The sequence below is a fragment of the Pseudomonas sp. Cab53 genome, from assembly GCF_018325965.1.
Classification (GTDB): domain Bacteria; phylum Pseudomonadota; class Gammaproteobacteria; order Pseudomonadales; family Pseudomonadaceae; genus Aquipseudomonas; species Aquipseudomonas chlororaphis_E.
On sequence record NZ_AP021902.1, the window covers coordinates 1,380,102 to 1,399,589 of the forward strand.

At 64.1% G+C, this 19,488-nt stretch carries 15 protein-coding genes and 1 pseudogene; 9 read left to right on the top strand and 7 right to left on the bottom strand.

The window, feature by feature from the left end; translation table 11 throughout:
* Positions 1 to 4 precede the first annotated feature (4 nt).
* The 7 genes and pseudogenes from KI241_RS06015 to gap form a co-directional block, all read right to left on the bottom strand.
* Positions 5 to 1,351: a CoA transferase gene (locus KI241_RS06015; protein ID WP_042731073.1), complete on the bottom strand. Its 1,347-nt coding sequence runs from the start codon at positions 1,349 to 1,351 to the stop codon at positions 5 to 7.
* Between the two features lie 44 nt (positions 1,352 to 1,395).
* A complete protein-coding gene (locus KI241_RS06020) occupies positions 1,396 to 1,809 on the bottom strand; it encodes a YbaN family protein (protein WP_042731074.1) in 414 nt (137 codons plus the stop codon).
* A gap of 67 nt (positions 1,810 to 1,876) precedes the next feature.
* Complete coding sequence (locus tag KI241_RS06025; RefSeq protein ID WP_042731075.1) at positions 1,877 to 2,467, bottom strand: biliverdin-producing heme oxygenase; 591 nt, start codon at positions 2,465 to 2,467, stop codon at positions 1,877 to 1,879.
* 153 nt (positions 2,468 to 2,620) lie between these two features.
* Positions 2,621 to 5,214 (bottom strand): annotated as a pseudogene (locus KI241_RS06030) (TonB-dependent receptor).
* Positions 5,215 to 5,333: 119 nt separating this feature from the next.
* Positions 5,334 to 6,239, bottom strand: coding sequence for a FecR domain-containing protein (locus tag KI241_RS06035; protein WP_152622937.1), 906 nt, complete (start codon positions 6,237 to 6,239; stop codon positions 5,334 to 5,336).
* Positions 6,240 to 6,379: 140 nt separating this feature from the next.
* Positions 6,380 to 6,886 (bottom strand): sigma-70 family RNA polymerase sigma factor, encoded by a 507-nt coding sequence (locus KI241_RS06040; RefSeq protein WP_042730797.1) that lies wholly within the window; start codon positions 6,884 to 6,886, stop codon positions 6,380 to 6,382.
* A gap of 201 nt (positions 6,887 to 7,087) precedes the next feature.
* Entirely contained in the window at positions 7,088 to 8,089 is a 1,002-nt protein-coding gene (gene gap, locus KI241_RS06045) for a type I glyceraldehyde-3-phosphate dehydrogenase (protein ID WP_212803464.1), read from the bottom strand.
* A gap of 219 nt (positions 8,090 to 8,308) precedes the next feature.
* On the opposite strand from gap, the gene edd reads away from it, so the two are divergent.
* The 9 genes from edd to ugpC all read left to right on the top strand — a co-directional run bounded on the left by edd (position 8,309) and on the right by ugpC (position 19,417).
* On the top strand, positions 8,309 to 10,135 hold the full coding sequence (gene edd / locus KI241_RS06050; RefSeq protein WP_042730799.1) for a phosphogluconate dehydratase: 1,827 nt from the start codon (positions 8,309 to 8,311) through the stop codon (positions 10,133 to 10,135).
* Positions 10,132 to 11,091, top strand: coding sequence for a glucokinase (locus tag KI241_RS06055; RefSeq protein WP_212803465.1), 960 nt, complete (start codon positions 10,132 to 10,134; stop codon positions 11,089 to 11,091). The genes edd and KI241_RS06055 overlap by 4 nt, the downstream gene beginning before the upstream one ends.
* Before the next feature lie 176 nt (positions 11,092 to 11,267).
* Complete coding sequence (locus KI241_RS06060) at positions 11,268 to 11,999, top strand: response regulator transcription factor (protein ID WP_042730801.1); 732 nt, start codon at positions 11,268 to 11,270, stop codon at positions 11,997 to 11,999.
* A complete protein-coding gene (locus KI241_RS06065) occupies positions 11,989 to 13,458 on the top strand; it encodes an ATP-binding protein (protein WP_042730802.1) in 1,470 nt (489 codons plus the stop codon). Before KI241_RS06060 ends, KI241_RS06065 begins: the two co-directional genes overlap by 11 nt.
* A gap of 227 nt (positions 13,459 to 13,685) precedes the next feature.
* Positions 13,686 to 14,945, top strand: coding sequence for an AGE family epimerase/isomerase (locus tag KI241_RS06070; protein ID WP_042730803.1), 1,260 nt, complete (start codon positions 13,686 to 13,688; stop codon positions 14,943 to 14,945).
* Between the two features lie 115 nt (positions 14,946 to 15,060).
* On the top strand, positions 15,061 to 16,362 hold the full coding sequence (locus KI241_RS06075; protein ID WP_042730804.1) for an ABC transporter substrate-binding protein: 1,302 nt from the start codon (positions 15,061 to 15,063) through the stop codon (positions 16,360 to 16,362).
* A 145-nt stretch (positions 16,363 to 16,507) separates the two neighbouring features.
* Entirely contained in the window at positions 16,508 to 17,416 is a 909-nt protein-coding gene (locus KI241_RS06080) for a sugar ABC transporter permease (RefSeq protein ID WP_042732853.1), read from the top strand.
* On the top strand, positions 17,409 to 18,254 hold the full coding sequence (locus KI241_RS06085) for a carbohydrate ABC transporter permease (protein ID WP_042732854.1): 846 nt from the start codon (positions 17,409 to 17,411) through the stop codon (positions 18,252 to 18,254). Before KI241_RS06080 ends, KI241_RS06085 begins: the two co-directional genes overlap by 8 nt.
* Positions 18,255 to 18,256: 2 nt before the next feature.
* Positions 18,257 to 19,417, top strand: a complete 1,161-nt coding sequence (ugpC, locus tag KI241_RS06090) for a sn-glycerol-3-phosphate ABC transporter ATP-binding protein UgpC (protein ID WP_042732855.1) — start codon at positions 18,257 to 18,259, stop codon at positions 19,415 to 19,417.
* The last annotated feature ends 71 nt before the right edge of the window (positions 19,418 to 19,488 follow it).

A 19,488-nucleotide genomic window follows, 5' to 3' on the forward strand; every position in this document is an offset into this window, starting at 1 on the left:
CTGCTTACCATTGCGCTCGATGGGCGCCGAGGTTCGTCGCCGCGAGCGTCCACTGCCAGGGCGTGCCGGTGATCTTCAGCGGCACCTGCAACCGTTGCGCCGGTCCCCATGGCGTCTGCTCGACCAGCATGCCCAGGTCGTCTGCGTCCTCGGGCCGTAGCGCGGCCGAGTCCCCCGCGCCGCGCTCGATCAGCAGTTTGGCGGTCCGCGCCAGAGACAGGCGTGCCGAGCCGCCTTGTCCGTTTGCCAGGCGCCGGGCCAACAGCACCACGGCGCTGGCAGCCATCAGGTAGCCCGTGCCATGGTCCAGTGCCTGGACGGGCAGCGGCGTCGGGGTGTCGGCCTGTTTCCAGGCCATGCCGGCCGCGGCGATGCCAGTGCTCATCTGCACCAGGCTGTCGAAGCCGCGCCGGTTCTGCCACGGGCCGCTCCAACCGTAGGCGTTGAGGCTGACATCGATCAGGCCCGGGGCGATCCTGTGCCGTTGCTCGGCGCCGTAGCCGAGGCGTTCGAGGGCGTCGGCGCGGTAGCCGTGGAGCAGGATGTCGGTGTTTTCAAGCAAGGCTTCGAACACCGCGCGGTCGTCGGGCTGGTGCAGGTCCAGACGCGCGCAGCGTTTGCCCAGGGTGACCTCCGGCACGACGCCGGGCTCGTCCCAGGTCGCAGGGTCGATGCGCAAGACATCGGCGCCGAGGCCGGCGAGGAAGCGGCTGGCCACGGGACCGGCCAGCACCCGGGTCAGGTCCAGCACCTTGAGGCCGGCCAGTGGCTGGGCCACGGAACCCGGCCAGGGCCTGGGGGACACACCGCTGGTGTGGGCGAACTGCACCAGCGGCTCGGCGTTCACTGCCAGGCCTTGGGGATGCGCTTGCCAGGCCGGCCACGAACGCATCTCGGCGGCGCAGCCACCGGCGTCGACGACGGCCTGTTCGAGTTCGGTCTTGCTCCAGCGGGCTACCTGGGCGGCCATGGCGGCGCGATCAGCGCAGGGCCCGAGGACTTTTTCCGCTGCCTGTCGATGATGCGGCGCATTGGTGTGCAGGCGGATCCAGCCGTCGGCCGTGGCATAGTCGCCAGCCACCGGGTCCCACATTGGCGGCACGCTCCAGCCGGTGGGGCGCAGGGACGTGGAAAACCAGAAGGAGGCCAGGCGACGGTCGACTTCAAGCGGCGGCAGGCGTCCGGTTTGCCGGTGGATGAGTTCGGCGATGGCCTGGCCGGCTGCGGCGAGGCTGGCGCTGGCCAGTTCGGTGACCGCGAATGCCGAAGGCAGGGCGCCTTCGCCCGTGAAGGCGATGGGCGTCGTGGGCAAGCCGAGGGAAGCTTGGACGGTTGTGAGCAGGTCAGTCATCGTGGGCCCTCCGGAATGAGAGGACGAGCATAGATCAAATGGGTTTATTCGGGGGGCAGGGCTGTCGAGGGGCGCGCTTGCGCCCTCGCCACCGGGCGCGACCAGATCCACAGGTTGCCCAGGCCCATGCCGACGAGGGCCAGGTAGACCGGCCAGCCGTGGTCGAGCATCACCAGCATCAAGCCGGCGCAGAGCAGCATGCTGGCCGTGGCGGCGACCTTGGCCCGGCGCGGGATGACCTTGCCGTTGCGCCAGTTGTGCAACATCGGCCCGAACAGCCGGTGCTGCTCCAACCAGGCGCTCAGACGCGGCGAACTGCGGGTCGCGGCCCAGGCAGCGAGCAGGATGAATTCGGTCGTCGGCAGGCCGGGCACGACGATGGCGATCAGGCCGATGGCCAGGCTGGTGTAGGCGAGCAGGCCGAAGAGCAGTTGGGCGAGTCTTGAAGGGCGGTTCATAACTTTCTTTCAGGCATACACTTTCCCTTGTGGGAGCAAGTCCGCTCCCACAGATAGACGGCGTGAGTCAGGCCGGTTCAGTGGCGTAAGCCTGCTCCAGCAACACCGTAAACCGATTGAACGCATTCAGCGCGCCTTTATCCGCCTCGGCTTCCTGCTCTGGGGTGAAGACCAGGTTGTCGAGGGTGCGGGTGAAGGTTTTCCAGCCTTCGGCCCGCCCGCCGGCCGGTTCGGCCAGGTGCCGGGCGCCGAAGGTTTCGCTCAGGCCCAGGCCCACGGCGCGCTTGATCAGGAAGGCGGCGCCGAGCTTGGAGCCTTCGGAGACGAACAGCCAGCCGAGGGCCTCGGCCTGGGTCGGTTTGTGCACCGCGCCGGCCACCGGCGCCGGTACTTCGGTGGCCAGGTCCGCCAGGTCGGCCCGCGCGGCCTCGGCCCGGCAGCGGTCGGGCAGGTCGGGGATCAGGCGGGCCAACGCGGCATCGTTGTACAAAGCCACCAGTTCCGACTGGAACAGGTATTGGGCGACGACGAAGCGGGCATAGCTGGCCGTGGTTTCGAACGGTGCGTGCGCCTTGACCAGGGCGTCGAGCCTGGCGTGGGGTTCGTGGGTGATCTGGTTGAGGCGCTGGGCGCGGGAAGTGGGGCGTTGGGTGTTCATGAGTAGGCCTTCCTGTTAAACGGGTCGCTGTGGTGGCGAGGGAGCTTGCTCCCGCTCGGTCGCGCAGCGACCGTGAAATTGCGGGGCCGCTGCGCAGCCCAGCGGGAGCAAGCTCCCTCGCCACAAGGGTGAATCCATGCCGCAGTGATCGAATCAGATATCCCAGATCAGGTTCACCGCGAAATTGCGTCCGGGCGCGGTCAGGCGGTCGAGGTTAGCGGGGCTCAATACCGCCGCTTCGCCGACGCTGTCGTAGCCGCGTACGTCATCCCATAGCCAGTATTTCTTGTCGGTGAGGTTGTAGAGGCCGCCGCTGACGGTGATGTCCTGGGTCACTTTGTAGAAACCGCTCAGGTCGAGGAGGCCGAAACCCGGGGTCTTGAACTGGCTGCTCACGCCATCGGGCGAGTTGAAGTTGCTGTCGTCGACACGGTCTTTTTTCTTGACCAGGGTCCAACTGAGCAAGGTGCCGTAGTGGTCCTGCTCATAGCCGAGGCCGAACACGCCGGTCAGTGGATTGACGCTGTTGAGCGGCTGGCCGGTGTCGTTGTTGCGACCGTAGGCATACGCCACCGAGCCCTGGGTATACAGGCCCTTCGGCGCGCCCAGGACATCCAGGTCCAGGCGTCCCTTGATCTCCGCGCCCTTGATCGTGGCGTGCTTGATGTTGTTGCTCTGGAAGGTCAACTGGTCGGCGCCGGGGGTGATGGCGTCTTCGTTGATGAAGTCGCGGTACTTGTTGTAGAACACCGCCACGTCGAACGAGCCTGAGTCGAAGCGGCCACGCAGGCCGGTCTCGTAGCTCTGGCTTTTTTCCGGCTCCAGGTTGGGGTTGGGCTCCACGCTGTAGCCAACGCCCGCGTTGTCGAAGCGACCGTACAAGGCCTTGGCGGTTGGGGTGCGGAAACCTTCGGCGTACTGGCCGTAGCCGGTGTACTGGTCGCTGAAGGCATAGGTCAGGCCGAACTTGGGCGAGACGCGGTGCCAGGTCTTCTCACTGTCGCTGACGGTGCCGGCGCCGGTCGGGTCGGCGGTGTTCAGGAAGGCCTGGGTGACGTGCGGCTTGAGCTGGGTGTAGTCGTAGCGCAGCCCCGGGGTGAAGGTCCACTGGTTCCAGCTGATCTGGTCCTGGGCGAACACGCTGTAGGTGTTGATGGTCGGGTCCGGGAAGTCACTGGCCTTGGCCAGTACATCCGCTGCGCTGATGGCGCCCACGGCGGTGCAGCCGCGGCCTACGGCCAGGCACACGCCATTGCCGCTGCGCGAGCCGGTGACCTTCTGTTGCTTGAGCGTGGTGCCGTAGGTCAGGGCGTGGTCGGTGTCGGCGAGGCTGAAGGCCTTGTCCAGTTGCGCGTCGAAGACCCACTGCTTTTCTTCGTAGAGGGTGTCGCGGGTGCGCAGCACCTGGCGGGTGATCGGGAAATAGAACTCCTCGGTGCTCTCGTTCGTCTTGGCGACCTGATGGTTCAGGCTCCACTTCATGTGGTCGGCCAGCAGGCTGTCGAGGGCGAAGCTGTGTTCCAGGCCGAAACGCTCGCGGGTGATGGTGTCGTTGCCGGTGCGCCACTGGTACATGCCGCCCGGCAGCAAAGTGACGGGAATGGCCGGCCCGCCGTTGGAGTAAGGGCCGCCGTAGGCGCTTTTCAGGTCGGTGTCGCGATCGTCCTTGTACTTCTCGTAGACCAGGCCCAGGCGCGCATCATCGTCGTAGTTCCAGCCGAGCTTGGCGAGCACGTTGCTGGCGCGCACGTCTTCCGGGTTGGCGGCGGTGCGGTCCAGACCGGTGCCGTTGTGGCTGCCGTAGGATTCGGTTTCGTGGCCGTCGCGCTGGCTGTAGTGCAACAGGCCGTCGAAGGCTGCGCTGCGCCCGGCGACGGTGGCGGACTTGAGCCAACTGTCGTCGGCGGAGCTGTAGCCGGTCTTCAGGCGCGCGCCGACGTCCTGGCCCGGCTTGATGATGTCGTCCGGGTCCAGGGTGAAGTAGCTGACGGCGCCGCCAATGGCATTGCTGCCATACAGCACCGAGGCCGGGCCGCGGAGGATTTCCACGCGCTTGACGATTTCCGGGTCGAGGTAGTTGCGCTGGGTCTTGGCGTAGGGACCGTTGAAGAAACCGTCGGGTATGGCCACGCCGTCGACCTGGGTCAGGATCCGGTTGCCGTCGATGCCGCGGATGTTGTAGCCGCTGATGCCGCCGCGCTGGCCGGCACCGCCCACCGAAACGCCCGGCTCGTAGCGCGCCAGGTCCTTGATGGTGTTGACGTTGCCGCGATCCAGTGCCTCGCGGTCGTGGACGGTGACGGTGCTCGGCACGCCGGTGATGTCCTGTTCCTGGCGAGTGGCGCTGATGGTCACCTGTGGCAGGTTCATCGCGCTGGCGGTGCTGCGTTTTTCCAGGACGATGCTGTGGTCGCCCAGTTTGCGATAGCTCAGGTTGGTCCCCAGCAACAGTCGTTCCAGGGCTTTTTCCGCGGGCAGCGAGCCGTTCACCCCGGTGAGGCGACACCGTCGGCCAGTTCCGCCGGCAGGCCGACCTGCCAGCCCGTGACGGCGGTGAAGGCGTTCAGGGCCGAGACCAGTGGTTGCCGGGCGATGGCGAACGTATAGTCGCCCATGTTCCGTGCAGGCGCTTGTGCAGCAGTGGCCGCGAAGGCGGCCGGCACCGTGCCGGCCACCAGGAGGGCGGCGGTCAACAGCGACAGCGTGCAAGAAGGGGCGAGGAACCGGCAAGTAAGGCGAGAGGACATCGATAGCGCTCCGTGTCGCATCTGTTATAGGTGCAGATCCGCATGGCTGGATGCGAATCAATTGCATTGGCTATAACGAGACGAACCAGCGAAGCCTATCGAGTAAAAATAATTCTCATTTAGTTGAAAATCACCAGCGCCGGGAATTCCTGCAGGCGCGCCGAGGTGATGTGGGCCAGGGAACGAACCACATCCAGCGGTTGATCGAGGCGGTAGTTACCTGTCACCGCGACGCCGGCCAGGCGATCATTGGTGTTGATGATCCAACCAGGGTAATAGCGTTGCAGTTCGGCCAGTACCTGGCCCAATGGCCGGTTCTCGAACACCAGCCGGCCCTGGACCCAGGCCAGGTCGGTGGCGCTGTCGAGCCGGGATGGGCGGTCGAAGCCGTTGGGACCGATGCGGATGCTTTCCCCGGCCGACAGCCGTACGTGGCTGTCGTTGCGACTGGCCCGCAGGTCGACGTCGCCACGCTGCACCTGAACCTGGGCCACGCCGTCGAGGTAGCGCACCGCGAACGTGGTGTCGCTGACGCTGGCCGTAACCGGGCCGGCGTCGATTTCCAGCGGCAGGTTGCGGTTGGCCGGCACCTCGAAAAACGCCTCGCCCTTGTACAGGCGGGCCACGTGCCGCTGCTCGTTGAACGTGCTGGAGAACGCCGAATCGGTGTTGAGCAGCACCTTGGAACCGTCCTCCAGTTGCAGGCGCTGGCGCTCACCGACCACGGTCAGGTGGTCGGCCTGCCAGCGCACAGGCAGGTCGCTGAAGTTGAACAGGCCCAGCAAAAGTACCGCGGCGGTCGCCAGGGGTTTCCAATGGGCGCGCAGGCGTGAGCGGCGGGTGAGCCTGGGAGCGACGGCGAGCCGCCGGGCACTTTCCAGCACCTGCGGGCCGTCCCAGATCGCCTTCGCCCGGGCGAACGCCTCGCCATGGCGCGGATCGGCCGCCAGCCATGCCTGGAACTGCCGGGTCTGCTCCTCGCTGGGGTGCTCCAGCAGGATCAGCCAGTCGAGTGCCTGCTCCATGGCATGGGCGGTGTACGCCGTAGCGGTGTCTGAGGTGTGAGGGTTGTCCGTCACGTTGGCTACTCGGTGTGGGTGGCAGGAGGCAAGCTACAAGCGGCAAGCGGCGGATGGCAAGCCCAGCGCCACGGTGGGCGTGTCGCTCACGGCTGACAGCTTCCCACACAGATCGCCATGATCAGCTTCAGTTCCTTTTGCACCGTGCTCGACGACACGCCCAGTTGCCCGGCAATGTCCTGATAACTGTGGCCGTGCAGGCGGCTGAGGATGAAGATCCGCTGCTGGCGTGGGCTCAGCGCTTGCAGGCTGACATTGAGGCGTTCGAGCATCTGCCCGGCATGGACGGCGTCCTCGGCGCTGCCTTGGGGCGCGACCACGTTGTGGACCACCTCCAGGGGGACGTCGTCCAGCACGGTACGCGACTGCACGCGGCGGGCGCGCAGGTGATCCCGCGCCAGGTTGCGGGCGGTCTGGAAAACAAACGGTTCAAGGTGCTCGACCGGCCGCTCGGCCAGTGCGCGGGAGACGCGCAGGTAGGTTTCCTGGAGCAGGTCTTCGGCGGTGCTGGGGTTGTTGACCATGCGCTCGAGGGTGCGCAGCAGCGGCATGCGCTGGGCGAGAAAGACGTGATGAAAGCGCGATTGACTCACGGTAGGGCCCGATCCGGTTCGAGTAGATGATAATGATTGTCATCTACATGATGGGTCAAGCCTTGATTCATTCTGGCTGTTTTACAACCTTGTGGGAGCGGGCTTGCTCGCGAAAGCGGTGTGTCAGTTGGTTGAAGTCTGACTGATCCGCCGCCTTCGCGAGCAAGCCCGCTCCCACAGGAACTCAACTGCCGTTTCCAATCACTCCGCGTTGCACAACGCCAGGCAGTTATCGAGCATGCGGTTGGAGAAGCCCCATTCGTTGTCATACCAGGCCAGTACCTTGAGCAGCTTGCCGCTGACCTTGGTGTGGTTGGCGTCGAAGATTGACGACAGCGGGTTATGGTTGAAGTCGCTGGAGACCAGCGGCAGGCTGTTGTAGCCGAGGATCCTGGAATGCTGGCTGGCCTGGCGCAGCAGGTCGTTGACTTCTTCGGCCGAGGCTTCGCGCTTGAGCTGCACGGTGAGGTCCACCAGGGACACGTTGATCACCGGCACGCGCACGGCCATGCCGGTCAGCTTGCCGGTCAGTTCCGGCAACACCAGACCAACCGCTTCGGCGGCGCCGGTCTTGCTCGGGATCATGTTCTGGGTGGCCGAGCGGGCGCGGTACGGGTCGGTGTGGTAGACGTCGGTCAGGTTCTGGTCGTTGGTGTAGGCGTGGATGGTGGTCATCAGGCCACTTTCGATGCCCAGCTCGCGGTGCAGCACCTGGGCTACCGGGGCCAGGCAGTTGGTGGTGCACGACGCGTTGGAAATGATCTGGTGCGACTGGCGCAGGATGTCGTGGTTCACGCCATACACCACGGTGGCGTCGGCACCCTTGGCCGGGGCCGAAATGATCACCTTACGGGCGCCGGCGCTGAGGTGGGCGGCGGCCTTGGCACGGTCGGTGAACAGGCCGGTGCATTCGAACACCACGTCGATCTTCTCGGCGGCCCACGGCAGTTCGGCCGGGTTGCGGATGGCACTGACCGAGATACGGTCGCCATTGACCGTCAGGCTTTCATGATCGTGCTGTACATCGGCATCGAATGTGCCGTGGACGGTGTCGTACTTGAGCAGATGAGCGTTGATCGCACTGTCGCCCAAGTCGTTGATGGCGACGATCTGCAAGTCGCGACGATAGCCTTGGGTATACAGTGCACGGAGGACGTTGCGGCCGATGCGGCCAAAACCATTGATTGCGATTCGAAGAGTCATTAACTGCGCCGCCGTCGATTTGTTGTTGGAATTACAAGATTATTCGCATAAAAATAGAAAACAAGCCTTTTTAGTGGCAATATTTTGTTTTATCTACAACGAGTGACCTGAATCAACTGGTCCGAATGGTCAACAATCCCCCTGGCGCCCATTGCGTCGCGGGCTTTTGACCAGCATAGACAATCAGGTCGCCACACCCGTTAGCCTGGAGTTCTACACATGCATCCCCGCGTTCTTGAGGTCACCGAACGGCTTATCGCCCGCAGCCGCGCCACGCGTCAGGCTTACCTTGCATTGATCCGCGGTGCAGCCAGCGACGGGCCGATGCGCGGCAAATTGCAGTGCGCCAACTTCGCCCACGGCGTGGCCGGTTGCGGCACGGAAGACAAGCACCACCTGCGGATGATGAACGCCGCCAACATCGCCATCGTGTCGTCCTATAACGACATGCTCTCGGCCCACCAGCCCTATGAAACCTTTCCGCAACAGATCAAGCAGGCGCTGCGCGAGATCGGCTCGGTCGGCCAGTTCGCCGGGGGCACGCCGGCGATGTGCGACGGCGTGACCCAGGGCGAGGCCGGGATGGAACTGAGCCTGCCGAGCCGCGAGGTGATCGCGTTGTCCACGGCGGTGGCGCTGTCGCACAACATGTTCGACGGCGCGCTGATGCTGGGCATCTGCGACAAGATCGTGCCGGGCCTGATGATGGGCGCGCTGCGCTTCGGTCATTTGCCGATGATCTTCGTGCCTGGCGGGCCGATGGTCTCGGGTATTTCCAACAAGGAAAAAGCCGACGTGCGCCAGCGCTATGCCGAAGGCAAGGCGAGCCGCGAAGAGCTGCTGGAATCGGAGATGAAGTCCTACCACAGCCCGGGCACCTGCACTTTCTACGGCACCGCCAACACCAACCAGCTGCTGATGGAAGTGATGGGCCTGCACCTGCCGGGCGCTTCGTTCGTCAACCCGAACACGCCACTGCGCGACGCCCTGACCCGCGAAGCGGCGTTCCAAGTCACGCGCATAACCAAGCAAAGCGGCAACTTCATGCCCATCGGCGAAATCGTCGACGAGCGCTCGCTGGTCAACTCCATCGTCGCCCTGCATGCCACCGGCGGCTCGACCAACCACACCTTGCACATGCCGGCCATCGCCATGGCGGCGGGCATCCAGCTGACCTGGCAGGACATGGCCGACCTCTCCGAGGTGGTACCGACCCTCAGCCACGTCTACCCGAACGGCAAGGCCGACATCAACCACTTCCAGGCGGCGGGCGGCATGTCGTTCCTGATCCGCGAACTGCTCGAAGCCGGCCTGCTCCACGAGAACGTCAACACCGTGCTCGGCCACGGCCTGAGCCGCTACACCCAGGAGCCGTTCCTCGAAGACGGCAAACTGGTGTGGCGCGACGGCCCGATCGAAAGTCTCGACGAAAACATCCTGCGCCCGGTGGCCCGCGCGTTCTCGCCGGAAGGCGGGTTGCGGGTCATGGAGGGCAATCTGGGCCGTGGCGTGATGAAAGTCTCGGCGGTGGCCCTGGAAAACCAGATCGTCGAAGCGCCGGCCATGGTGTTCCAGGACCAGCAGGACCTGGCGGACGCGTTCAAGGCCGGTTTGCTGGAGAAGGATTTCGTCGCGGTGATGCGCTTCCAGGGGCCGCGTTCCAACGGCATGCCGGAACTGCACAAGATGACCCCGTACCTCGGCTCGCTGCAGGACCGCGGCTTCAAGGTGGCTTTGGTTACCGACGGGCGCATGTCCGGCGCCTCGGGGAAAATCCCGGCGGCCATCCATGTCAGCCCCGAAGCCTACGTCGGTGGTGCATTGGCCCGGGTGCAGGAGGGCGATATCATCCGCGTCGATGGCGTCAAAGGCACCCTGGAACTGAAGGTGGACGCCGAGGAATTCGCCGCGCGCGAGCCGGCCAAGGGCCTGTTGGGCAACAACATCGGCACCGGTCGCGAGCTGTTCGGCTTCATGCGCATGGCCTTCAGCTCGGCAGAGCAGGGCGCCAGCGCCTTCACTGCTGCCCTGGAGACGATTAATTGAAACTGGCTTTGGTCGGTGACATCGGTGGGACCAACGCACGCTTCGCGTTGTGGAAGAACCACAACCTGGAAAACATCCAGGTGCTGGCCACCGCGGACTACGCCTGCCCGGAGGATGCCATCAAGGTCTACCTGGCCGGCCTGGGCATGGCGCCGGGGGCTATCGGCTCGGTGTGCCTGTCGGTGGCGGGGCCGGTGGGAGGCGACACTTTTCGCTTCACCAACAACCACTGGCGCCTGAGCAACCGGGCGTTCTGCGAGACCTTGCAGGTGGAGAAGCTGTTGCTGGTCAACGACTTCTCGGCCATGGCCCTGGGCATGACCTGCCTGCGTCCCGATGAATACCGCGTCGTGTGCGAGGGCACCCCGGAGCCGATGCGCCCGGCGGTGGTGGTCGGGCCGGGCACCGGGCTGGGCGTGGGGACCCTATTGGACCTCGGCGAAGGTCGGTTCGCGGCCTTGCCGGGGGAAGGCGGCCATGTCGACCTGCCGATGAGCAGCCCGCGGGAAACCCAGCTCTGGCAGCACATCTACAACGAAATCGGCCACGTCAGCGCCGAAACCGCCCTGAGCGGCAGCGGCTTGCCGCGGGTGTACCGGGCCATCTGTGCGGTGGACGGCCATGAGCCGGTGCTCGATACGCCCGAATCCATCACCGCCGCGGGCCTGGCGGGCGATCCCGTGGCCCTGGAAGTGCTCGAACAGTTCTGCCGCTGGCTGGGACGCGTGGCCGGCAACAATGTGTTGACGGTCGGTGGGCGCGGTGGCGTCTTCATCGTTGGCGGGGTGGTCCCGCGGTTTGCCGATTTCTTCCTGGAAAGCGGTTTTGCCCGTTGCTTCGCCGACAAGGGGTGCATGAGCGATTACTTCAAGGGCATTCCGGTCTGGCTGGTCACCGCGCCGTACTCCGGCCTGATGGGGGCGGGCGTGGCGTTGGAGCAGTCGGTACAAGTTTAAAATTTGTAAGGCCCTGTGGGAGCGGGCTTGCTCGCGAAAGCGGTGTGTCAGTCGACGAAAATGTTGAATGAAACCCTGCATTCGCGAGCAAGCCCGCTCCCACAAGGGGTAGTGGTGTTTATAGATCCGGCTCATCAGGCATAATCCGCCAATCCCACCAGCAAGGACGAGGCCCTGTGAGTTCAGTGAACAAATCGATTTTGTTGGTCGACGACGACCAGGAGATTCGCGAGCTGCTGGACACCTACCTCAGCCGCGCGGGTTTCCAGGTGCGCACCACGCCGGACGGCGCCGGCTTTCGCCAGGCGCTGAACGAGGCACCGAGCGACCTGGTGATCCTCGACGTGATGCTCCCGGACGAGGACGGCTTCAGCCTGTGCCGCTGGGTTCGCCAGCACCCGCGCCAGGCGCATGTGCCGATCATCATGCTGACGGCCAGTTCCGACGAGGCCGACCGGGTCATCGGCCTTGAACTGGGCGCCGATGACTACCTGGGCAAGCCGTTCAGCCCACGCGAGTTGCAGGCGCGCATCAAGGCGTTGCTGCGCCGGGCGCAATTCGGCCAGGAACGGTCCGGCGGTGAAGTGCTGGCGTTCGATGAATGGCGGCTGGACATGGTCAGCCATCGGCTGTTCCACGCCGACGGCGAAGAAGTGATTCTTTCCGGCGCCGATTTCGCCTTGCTCAAGCTGTTCCTCGATCATCCCCAGGAAATCCTCGACCGCGACACCATCGGCAACGCCACCCGTGGCCGCGAGCTGATGCCCCTGGACCGGATCGTCGACATGGCCGTCAGTCGCCTGCGCCAGCGCCTGCGCGACACCGACAAGCCACCGCGGCTGATCCGCACGGTACGCGGCAGTGGTTACCAGTTGGCAGCCAGTGTGGTTGCCAGCAATGGTCATTGATGGGGTCAAAAAGGTCATAGGACGGGTGCCGGTGCCGCGTTCGCTGCTCGGCCGGATGCTGTTACTGACCTTGCTGGTGGTGCTGTTCGCGCAAACGCTGTCCAGCCTGATCTGGGTTTCGCAACTGCGTGCCACGCAGCTCGAAGGCCTGGTCACCAGCGCCCGCAGCCTCGCCCATTCGATGACCGCCAGCGTCAGCTACCTGCGTTCGTTGCCGGTGGCCTACCGGCCCCTGGTCCTCGATCAGTTGCGCAGCATGGGCGGTACCCGGTTCGTCGTCACCCTCAATGACAAACCCCTGGGCATGGACGTGCTGCCGGTGACGCCGCGCAAGCTGGCGGTGCTCAAGGCGGTGGACGAGGTATTGCGCCGCTCCCTGGGCAATAACGCCGACATCTCGGTGAAGTTTGTCAGCCCCGAAGACCTGCGGATCTTCAACGGCGGGCTGAAGCTCGATGAGCTGCCACGTTCCTGGGCCCATTACGCGTTGACGCTCGAACCGGTGAACCCGCCGGTGCTGGTCACGCAGATCCAGATGGCGCCGGGCGAATGGCTGTACATCGCTTCGTTGCTGCCCGAACCCTACACCAGCCTCGAAGAGCAGGACCTGCCCAAGCAGCAGGTCGGTTTCATCGTGCTCACCAGCAGCCTGCTGTTGCTGTTCATCGGCCTGCTGGTGCACTGGCAGAGCCGTCCCCTCAAGCGTTTGGCCCGCGCGGCGCGGGACATGTCCCTGGGCGCCGAAGTGGAACCGGTGGCGGAGGGAGGGGGCAGCGAAGTGGTGGAAGTAGGGCGGGCGTTCAACGCCATGCGTGAACGCATCAGCCGCTACCTGACCGAGCGCAGCCAGTTGTTCAGCGCGATCTCCCATGACCTGCGCACACCGATCACCCGGTTGCGCCTGCGGGTCGAATTGCTGGAAGACGAAAACCTGCAAGCCAAGTTCGGTCGCGACCTCGATGAGCTGGAACTGCTGGTCAAGGGCGCGTTGCAGTGCGTCAAGGACACCGATATCCACGAGAACATCGAGCCGGTGGACCTCAACCACGTGCTCGATTGCCTGGTCGAGCCTTACCTGGCGCCCAACGGCAATGGCCGGGTGACCCAGGACGGACGCGCGCTGGCGCCGTATCACGGCAAGCCGCTGGCGCTCAAGCGCTGCATCGGCAACCTGATCGACAACGCGCTCAAGTACGGGCAGAACGCCCACCTGCACATCGAGGACGATGAAAGTGCGTTCGTCCTGCACGTCGATGACGAAGGGCCTGGCGTGCCGGAACAGCGCCTCGAGCAAGTCTTCGAGCCGCACTTCCGCCTGGCCGGGCAGCAGCAGGGGTATGGGCTGGGGCTGGGCATCGCCCGCAACATTGCCCATAGCCACGGCGGCGAAGTGAGCCTGCAGAACCTGCGCGAGGGCGGGCTGCGGGTGACGTTGCAGTTGCCGCGCAGTGTGGATTGATCAGACCGCGTTATCGTTCATCGCGAGCAAGCTCGCTCCCACAAGGAGACCGGTGCTCCATGACGTCCACTGTGGGAGCGAGCTTGCTCGCGATGGCGCCAGTAACCTCAACGCCTCTCCCAGGTAAATGTCACAACTCAGTGACATAACTCGCCCCTTTCGTTACCTGCCCGCCGTCCGCCCTTGTTTAGACTCCCTGCGTCAAAACAACAAAAAAGGGACCTGCGATGGATACCTTCCTCCCGGCTTTCAGCAGTTGGCTGAACGCGCCTGCCCACCAGCACTGGCTCGCTGCCGAAGGCTTGCGATTGCTGGCGTTCGCCAAGGCGTCGAAGCTGCCGGACGGCTTTGGCAACCTCGACGACCAGGGACGCCTCCCGGCCGGGGCGCGGGCCGAGACCATGAACACCGCCCGCATGACCCACAGCTTCGCCATGGCCCACATCCAAGGTCTGCCCGGCTTTGCCGAACTGGTGGACCACGGCGTCCAGGCCCTCAGCGGGCCGTTGCGCGACGCCGAGCACGGCGGCTGGTTCGCCACCGCGCAGCCCCATGACGAACAAACCGGCAAGGCCGCCTACCTGCATGCCTTCGTCGCGTTGGCCGCCAGCTCCGCCGTGGTGGCCCAGCGTCCCGGTGCCCAGGCGTTGCTCGACGAAGCGGTGCGGGTCATCGACACGCATTTCTGGAGCGAAGAAGAAGGTGCCCTGCGCGAGTCCTTCAGTCGTGACTGGCGCGACGAAGAGGCGTACCGCGGTGCCAACAGCAACATGCACGCCACCGAAGCGTTCCTGGCCCTGGCCGACGCCACCGACGACCCGCGCTGGCTGGTCCGCGCCCTGCGCATCGTCGAGCGGGTGATTCACGGCCATGCCGCGGCCAACGATTACCTGGTGGTGGAACACTTCGACCGTGACTGGCAGCCGCTGCGCGACTACAACCACGACAACCCCGCCGACGGCTTTCGTCCGTACGGCACCACCCCCGGCCATGGGTTCGAATGGGCGCGGTTGTTGCTGCACCTCGAGGCGGCGCGGGTCCAGATCGGCATGCTGACGCCGGGTTGGCTGGCCCAGGATGCACAGAAACTCTTCGACCAGAACTGCCGCCACGGCTGGGACGTCGACGGCGCGCCCGGCCTTGTCTACACCCTGGACTGGGACAACCGCGCGGTGGTCCGCCACCGCCTGCACTGGGTGCACGCCGAGGCTGCCGCCGCCGCCAGTGCCTTGCTCAAACGGACCGATGAAGCGAAATACGAAGCCTGGTACCGAACTTTCTGGGAATTCTGTGACAAACACTTCATCGACCGCTGCAATGGGAGCTGGCATCACGAACTCGACCCACAAAACCGCCCCAGCGCCGATATCTGGCCGGGCAAGCCGGACCTGTACCACGCCTGGCAGGCGGTGCTGATTCCGCGCCTGCCCCTGGCACCCAGCATGGCGACGGCTCTGGCGCGGCTCTCCAGCCCTTCACCCGTGTAACCATGTCGTGACATTTGCACGTCCCTTCGTTACCTGCGAAGGGATTCCCTCTGATTAGAATCCATGCAGCGCAAGCACCGACTTGCATGCATAACAACAAGAAAGGTACTTCTAGATGAATGCGATTTCTCGCCTCGCTACTGTCATTTCTCTTGCTTCCCTGCTTCCCGTCGCAGCGTTCCCTGTCAGCACCCTTGCCGCCGAATCCAAAGGCACCGTGGAAGTCGTCCACTGGTGGACGTCGGGTGGTGAAAAAGCCGCGGTCGATGTGCTCAAGGCCCAGGTCGAGAAAGACGGTTTTACCTGGAAGGACGGCGCTGTCGCCGGTGGTGGCGGTTCCACGGCCATGACCGTGCTCAAGAGCCGCGCCGTGGCTGGCAACCCGCCAGGCGTGGCCCAGATCAAGGGCCCGGACATCCAGGAATGGGCTTCCACCGGCCTGCTCGACAGCGACGTGCTCAAGGACGTGGCCAAGGAAGAGAAGTGGGACAGCCTGCTCGACAAGAAAGTCTCCGATACCGTGAAGTACGAAGGTGACTACGTGGCCGTGCCGGTGAACATCCACCGCGTCAACTGGCTGTGGATCAACCCGGAAGTCTTCAAGAAAGCCGGCATCACCAAGAACCCGACCACCCTCGAAGAATTCTACGCCGCCGGCGACAAGCTCAAGGCCGCGGGCTTCATCCCGCTCGCCCATGGCGGCCAGCCTTGGCAGGACAGCACCGTGTTTGAAGCCGTGGTGCTTTCGGTGATGGGCGCTGATGGCTACAAGAAAGCCCTGGTCGACCTGGACAACAAGGCCCTGACCGGTCCGGAAATGGTCAAGGCGCTGACTGAGCTGAAGAAAGTCGCGACCTACATGGACGCCGACGGCAAGGGCCAGGACTGGAACCTGGAAGCGGCCAAGGTCATCAACGGCAAGGCCGGCATGCAGATCATGGGTGACTGGGCCAAGAGTGAATGGACCGCCGCCAAGAAAGTCGCTGGCAAGGATTACGAGTGCGTAGCCTTCCCGGGCACCGACAAGGCCTTCACCTACAACATCGACTCCCTGGCGGTGTTCAAGCAGAAAGACAAGGGCACCGCGGCCGGCCAGCAGGACATCGCCAAGGTCGTGCTGGGCGAGAACTTCCAGAAAGTCTTCAGCATCAACAAGGGCTCGATCCCGGTGCGCAACGACATGCTGGGCGACATGGCCAAGTACGGTTTCGATTCCTGCGCCCAGACCGCGGCCAAGGACTTCCTGGCGGATGCCAAGTCCGGTGGGCTGCAGCCGAGCATGGCGCACAACATGGCGACCACGCTGGCGGTGCAGGGCGCGTTCTTTGACGTGGTGACCAACTACATCAACGACCCGAAAGCCGACCCGACCGATGCCGCCAAGAAGCTGGGTGCTGCGGTTCAGTCTGCCAAGTAACGGTTAATACCGCTGTCCCTGTGGGAGCGGGCTTGCTCGCGAAAGCGCAGTGTCAGGCAACCGTGTGTGAAATGACACGACGCCTTCGCGAGCAAGCCCGCTCCCACAAGGGATGTCACTGTAGTTTTCAATACTGGATTTCCCCATGAGTTCTGTTGCTGTGTTCAGCAAGGCCTCGCCGTTCGATGCGCTGCAACGCTGGCTGCCCAAACTGGTGCTGGCGCCGAGCATGTTCATCGTCCTGGTGGGCTTCTATGGCTATATCGTGTGGACGTTCGTTCTGTCGTTCACCACCTCGACCTTCCTGCCGACCTACAAATGGGCCGGCCTGGCGCAATACGCGCGGTTGATGGACAACGACCGCTGGTGGGTGGCGAGCAAGAACCTGGCGCTCTTCGGCGGCCTGTTCATTGGCATCACCCTGGTGATTGGCGTGCTGCTGGCGGTGTTCCTCGACCAGCGCATCCGTCGCGAAGGTTTCATCCGCACCATTTACCTGTACCCGATGGCCCTGTCGATGATCGTCACCGGCACGGCCTGGAAATGGTTGCTCAACCCGGGCATGGGCCTGGACAAATTGCTGCGTGACTGGGGCTGGGAAGGCTTCCGTCTCGACTGGCTGATCGACCCGGACCGCGTTGTGTACTGCCTGGTGATCGCTGCTGTCTGGCAGGCTTCGGGTTTCATCATGGCGATGTTCCTGGCCGGGCTGCGAGGTGTCGACCAGTCGATCATCCGCGCCGCGCAGATCGACGGCGCGAGCATGCCGCGCATCTACTGGAAAGTGGTGCTGCCAAGCCTGCGGCCGGTGTTCTTCAGTGCCGTGATGATCCTGGCGCATATCGCGATCAAGAGCTTCGACCTGGTGGCGGCAATGACCGCCGGCGGCCCCGGCTATTCCTCCGACCTGCCGGCCATGTTCATGTATTCCTTCACGTTCAGCCGCGGCCAGATGGGCATGGGCTCGGCCAGCGCAATCCTGATGCTCGGTGCGATTCTCGCAATCATCGTGCCTTACCTGTACTCCGAGCTGAGGACCAAGCGCCATGACTAGTCTCGCTGCCAAACCCGCCATCAGCCTGAGTCGCATCGCGATCTACGCGGTGCTGATCCTCGCCGTATTGCTCTACCTGGTGCCGTTGGTGGTCATGCTGTTGACCAGCTTCAAGACCCCGGAAGACATCAGCACCGGCAACCTGCTGAGCTGGCCGACCGTGGTCAGCGGCATCGGCTGGATCAAGGCCTGGGCGACGGTCAACGGCTACTTCTGGAACTCGATCAAGATCACCATTCCGGCCGTCCTGATCTCCACCGCCATCGGTGCATTGAACGGCTACGTGCTGTCGATGTGGCGCTTTCGCGGTTCGCAGTTGTTCTTCGGCCTGTTGCTGTTCGGCTGCTTCCTGCCGTTCCAGACCGTCCTGCTGCCGGCTTCGTTCACCCTCGGCAAGATGGGCCTGGCCAGCACCACCACCGGCCTGGTGTTCGTGCACGTGGTCTACGGCCTGGCCTTCACCACGCTGTTCTTTCGCAACTACTACGTCAGCATTCCCGATGCGCTGGTGAAGGCTGCGCGCCTGGACGGCGCGGGGTTCTTCACGATCTTCCGGCGGATCATCCTGCCGATGTCCACCCCGATCATCATGGTCTGCCTGATCTGGCAGTTCACCCAGATCTGGAACGACTTCCTGTTCGGCGTGGTGTTCTCCAGCGGCGATTCCCAGCCGATCACGGTGGCGCTGAACAACCTGGTCAATACCAGCACCGGGGCCAAGGAATACAACGTTGATATGGCGGCGGCGATGATCGCCGGGCTGCCGACCCTGCTGGTCTATGTAGTGGCAGGCAAGTATTTCGTGCGCGGCCTGACGGCCGGCGCAGTCAAGGGGTAATCATGGCAACGCTTGAACTTCGCAATGTAAACAAGACCTACGGTGCCGGCCTGCCGGACACCCTGAAGAACATCGAGTTGTCGATCAAGGACGGTGAGTTCCTGATCCTCGTCGGCCCTTCGGGTTGCGGCAAGTCGACGCTGATGAACTGCATCGCCGGCCTCGAAACCATCACCGGCGGCGCGATCATGATCGGCGACCAGGATGTCAGCGGCATGAGCCCCAAGGACCGTGACATCGCCATGGTGTTCCAGTCCTACGCGCTGTACCCGACCATGAGCGTGCGCGAGAACATCGAGTTCGGCCTCAAGATCCGCAAGATGCCCCAGGCGGCCATCGACGAGGAAGTCACCCGCGTGGCCAAGCTGTTGCAGATCGAGCACCTGCTCAATCGCAAGCCCGGCCAGCTCTCCGGTGGTCAGCAACAGCGCGTGGCCATGGGCCGGGCACTGGCGCGGCGGCCGAAGATCTACCTGTTTGACGAACCGCTGTCCAACCTCGACGCCAAGCTGCGGGTCGAGATGCGGACCGAAATGAAGCTGATGCACCAGCGCCTGAAAACCACCACCGTCTACGTCACCCACGACCAGATCGAGGCCATGACCCTGGGCGACAAAGTGGCGGTGATGAAGGACGGGATCATCCAGCAGTTCGGCACGCCGAAGGATATCTACAACAACCCGGCCAACCTGTTCGTGGCGAGCTTCATTGGTTCGCCGCCGATGAACTTCATCCCATTGCGCCTGCAACGCAAGGACGGTCGCCTGCTGGCGCTGCTCGACAGCGGCCAGGCCCGTTGCGAGCTGCCGCTGGGCATGCAGGACGCCGGCCTTGAAGACCGTGAAGTGATTCTCGGCTTGCGTCCGGAACAGATCGTGCTGGCCGGCAGCGAGCCCAACGGCTTGCCGACCATCCGGGCGGAGGTTCAGGTGACCGAGCCGACGGGGCCGGACACCCTGGTATTTGTCAGTCTAAATGACACCAAGGTTTGCTGCCGCCTGGCGCCGGACCTTGCTCCGCAAGCAGGGGAAAATCTGACGCTTCAATTTGATCCTCAAAAAGTATTACTATTTGATGCGCAGACAGGTGAGCGCCTGGGTGTGGCGGGTCAGCCACAAGGCGAAGCTCGGGCGGCGAACGTGGCTCAGTTCAAGGGCCGCTGAGAAAGCAGTGTGGGAGCGGGCTTGCTCGCGAATGCAGTGTGCCATTTGGCATTTCTGGCGACTGATACAGC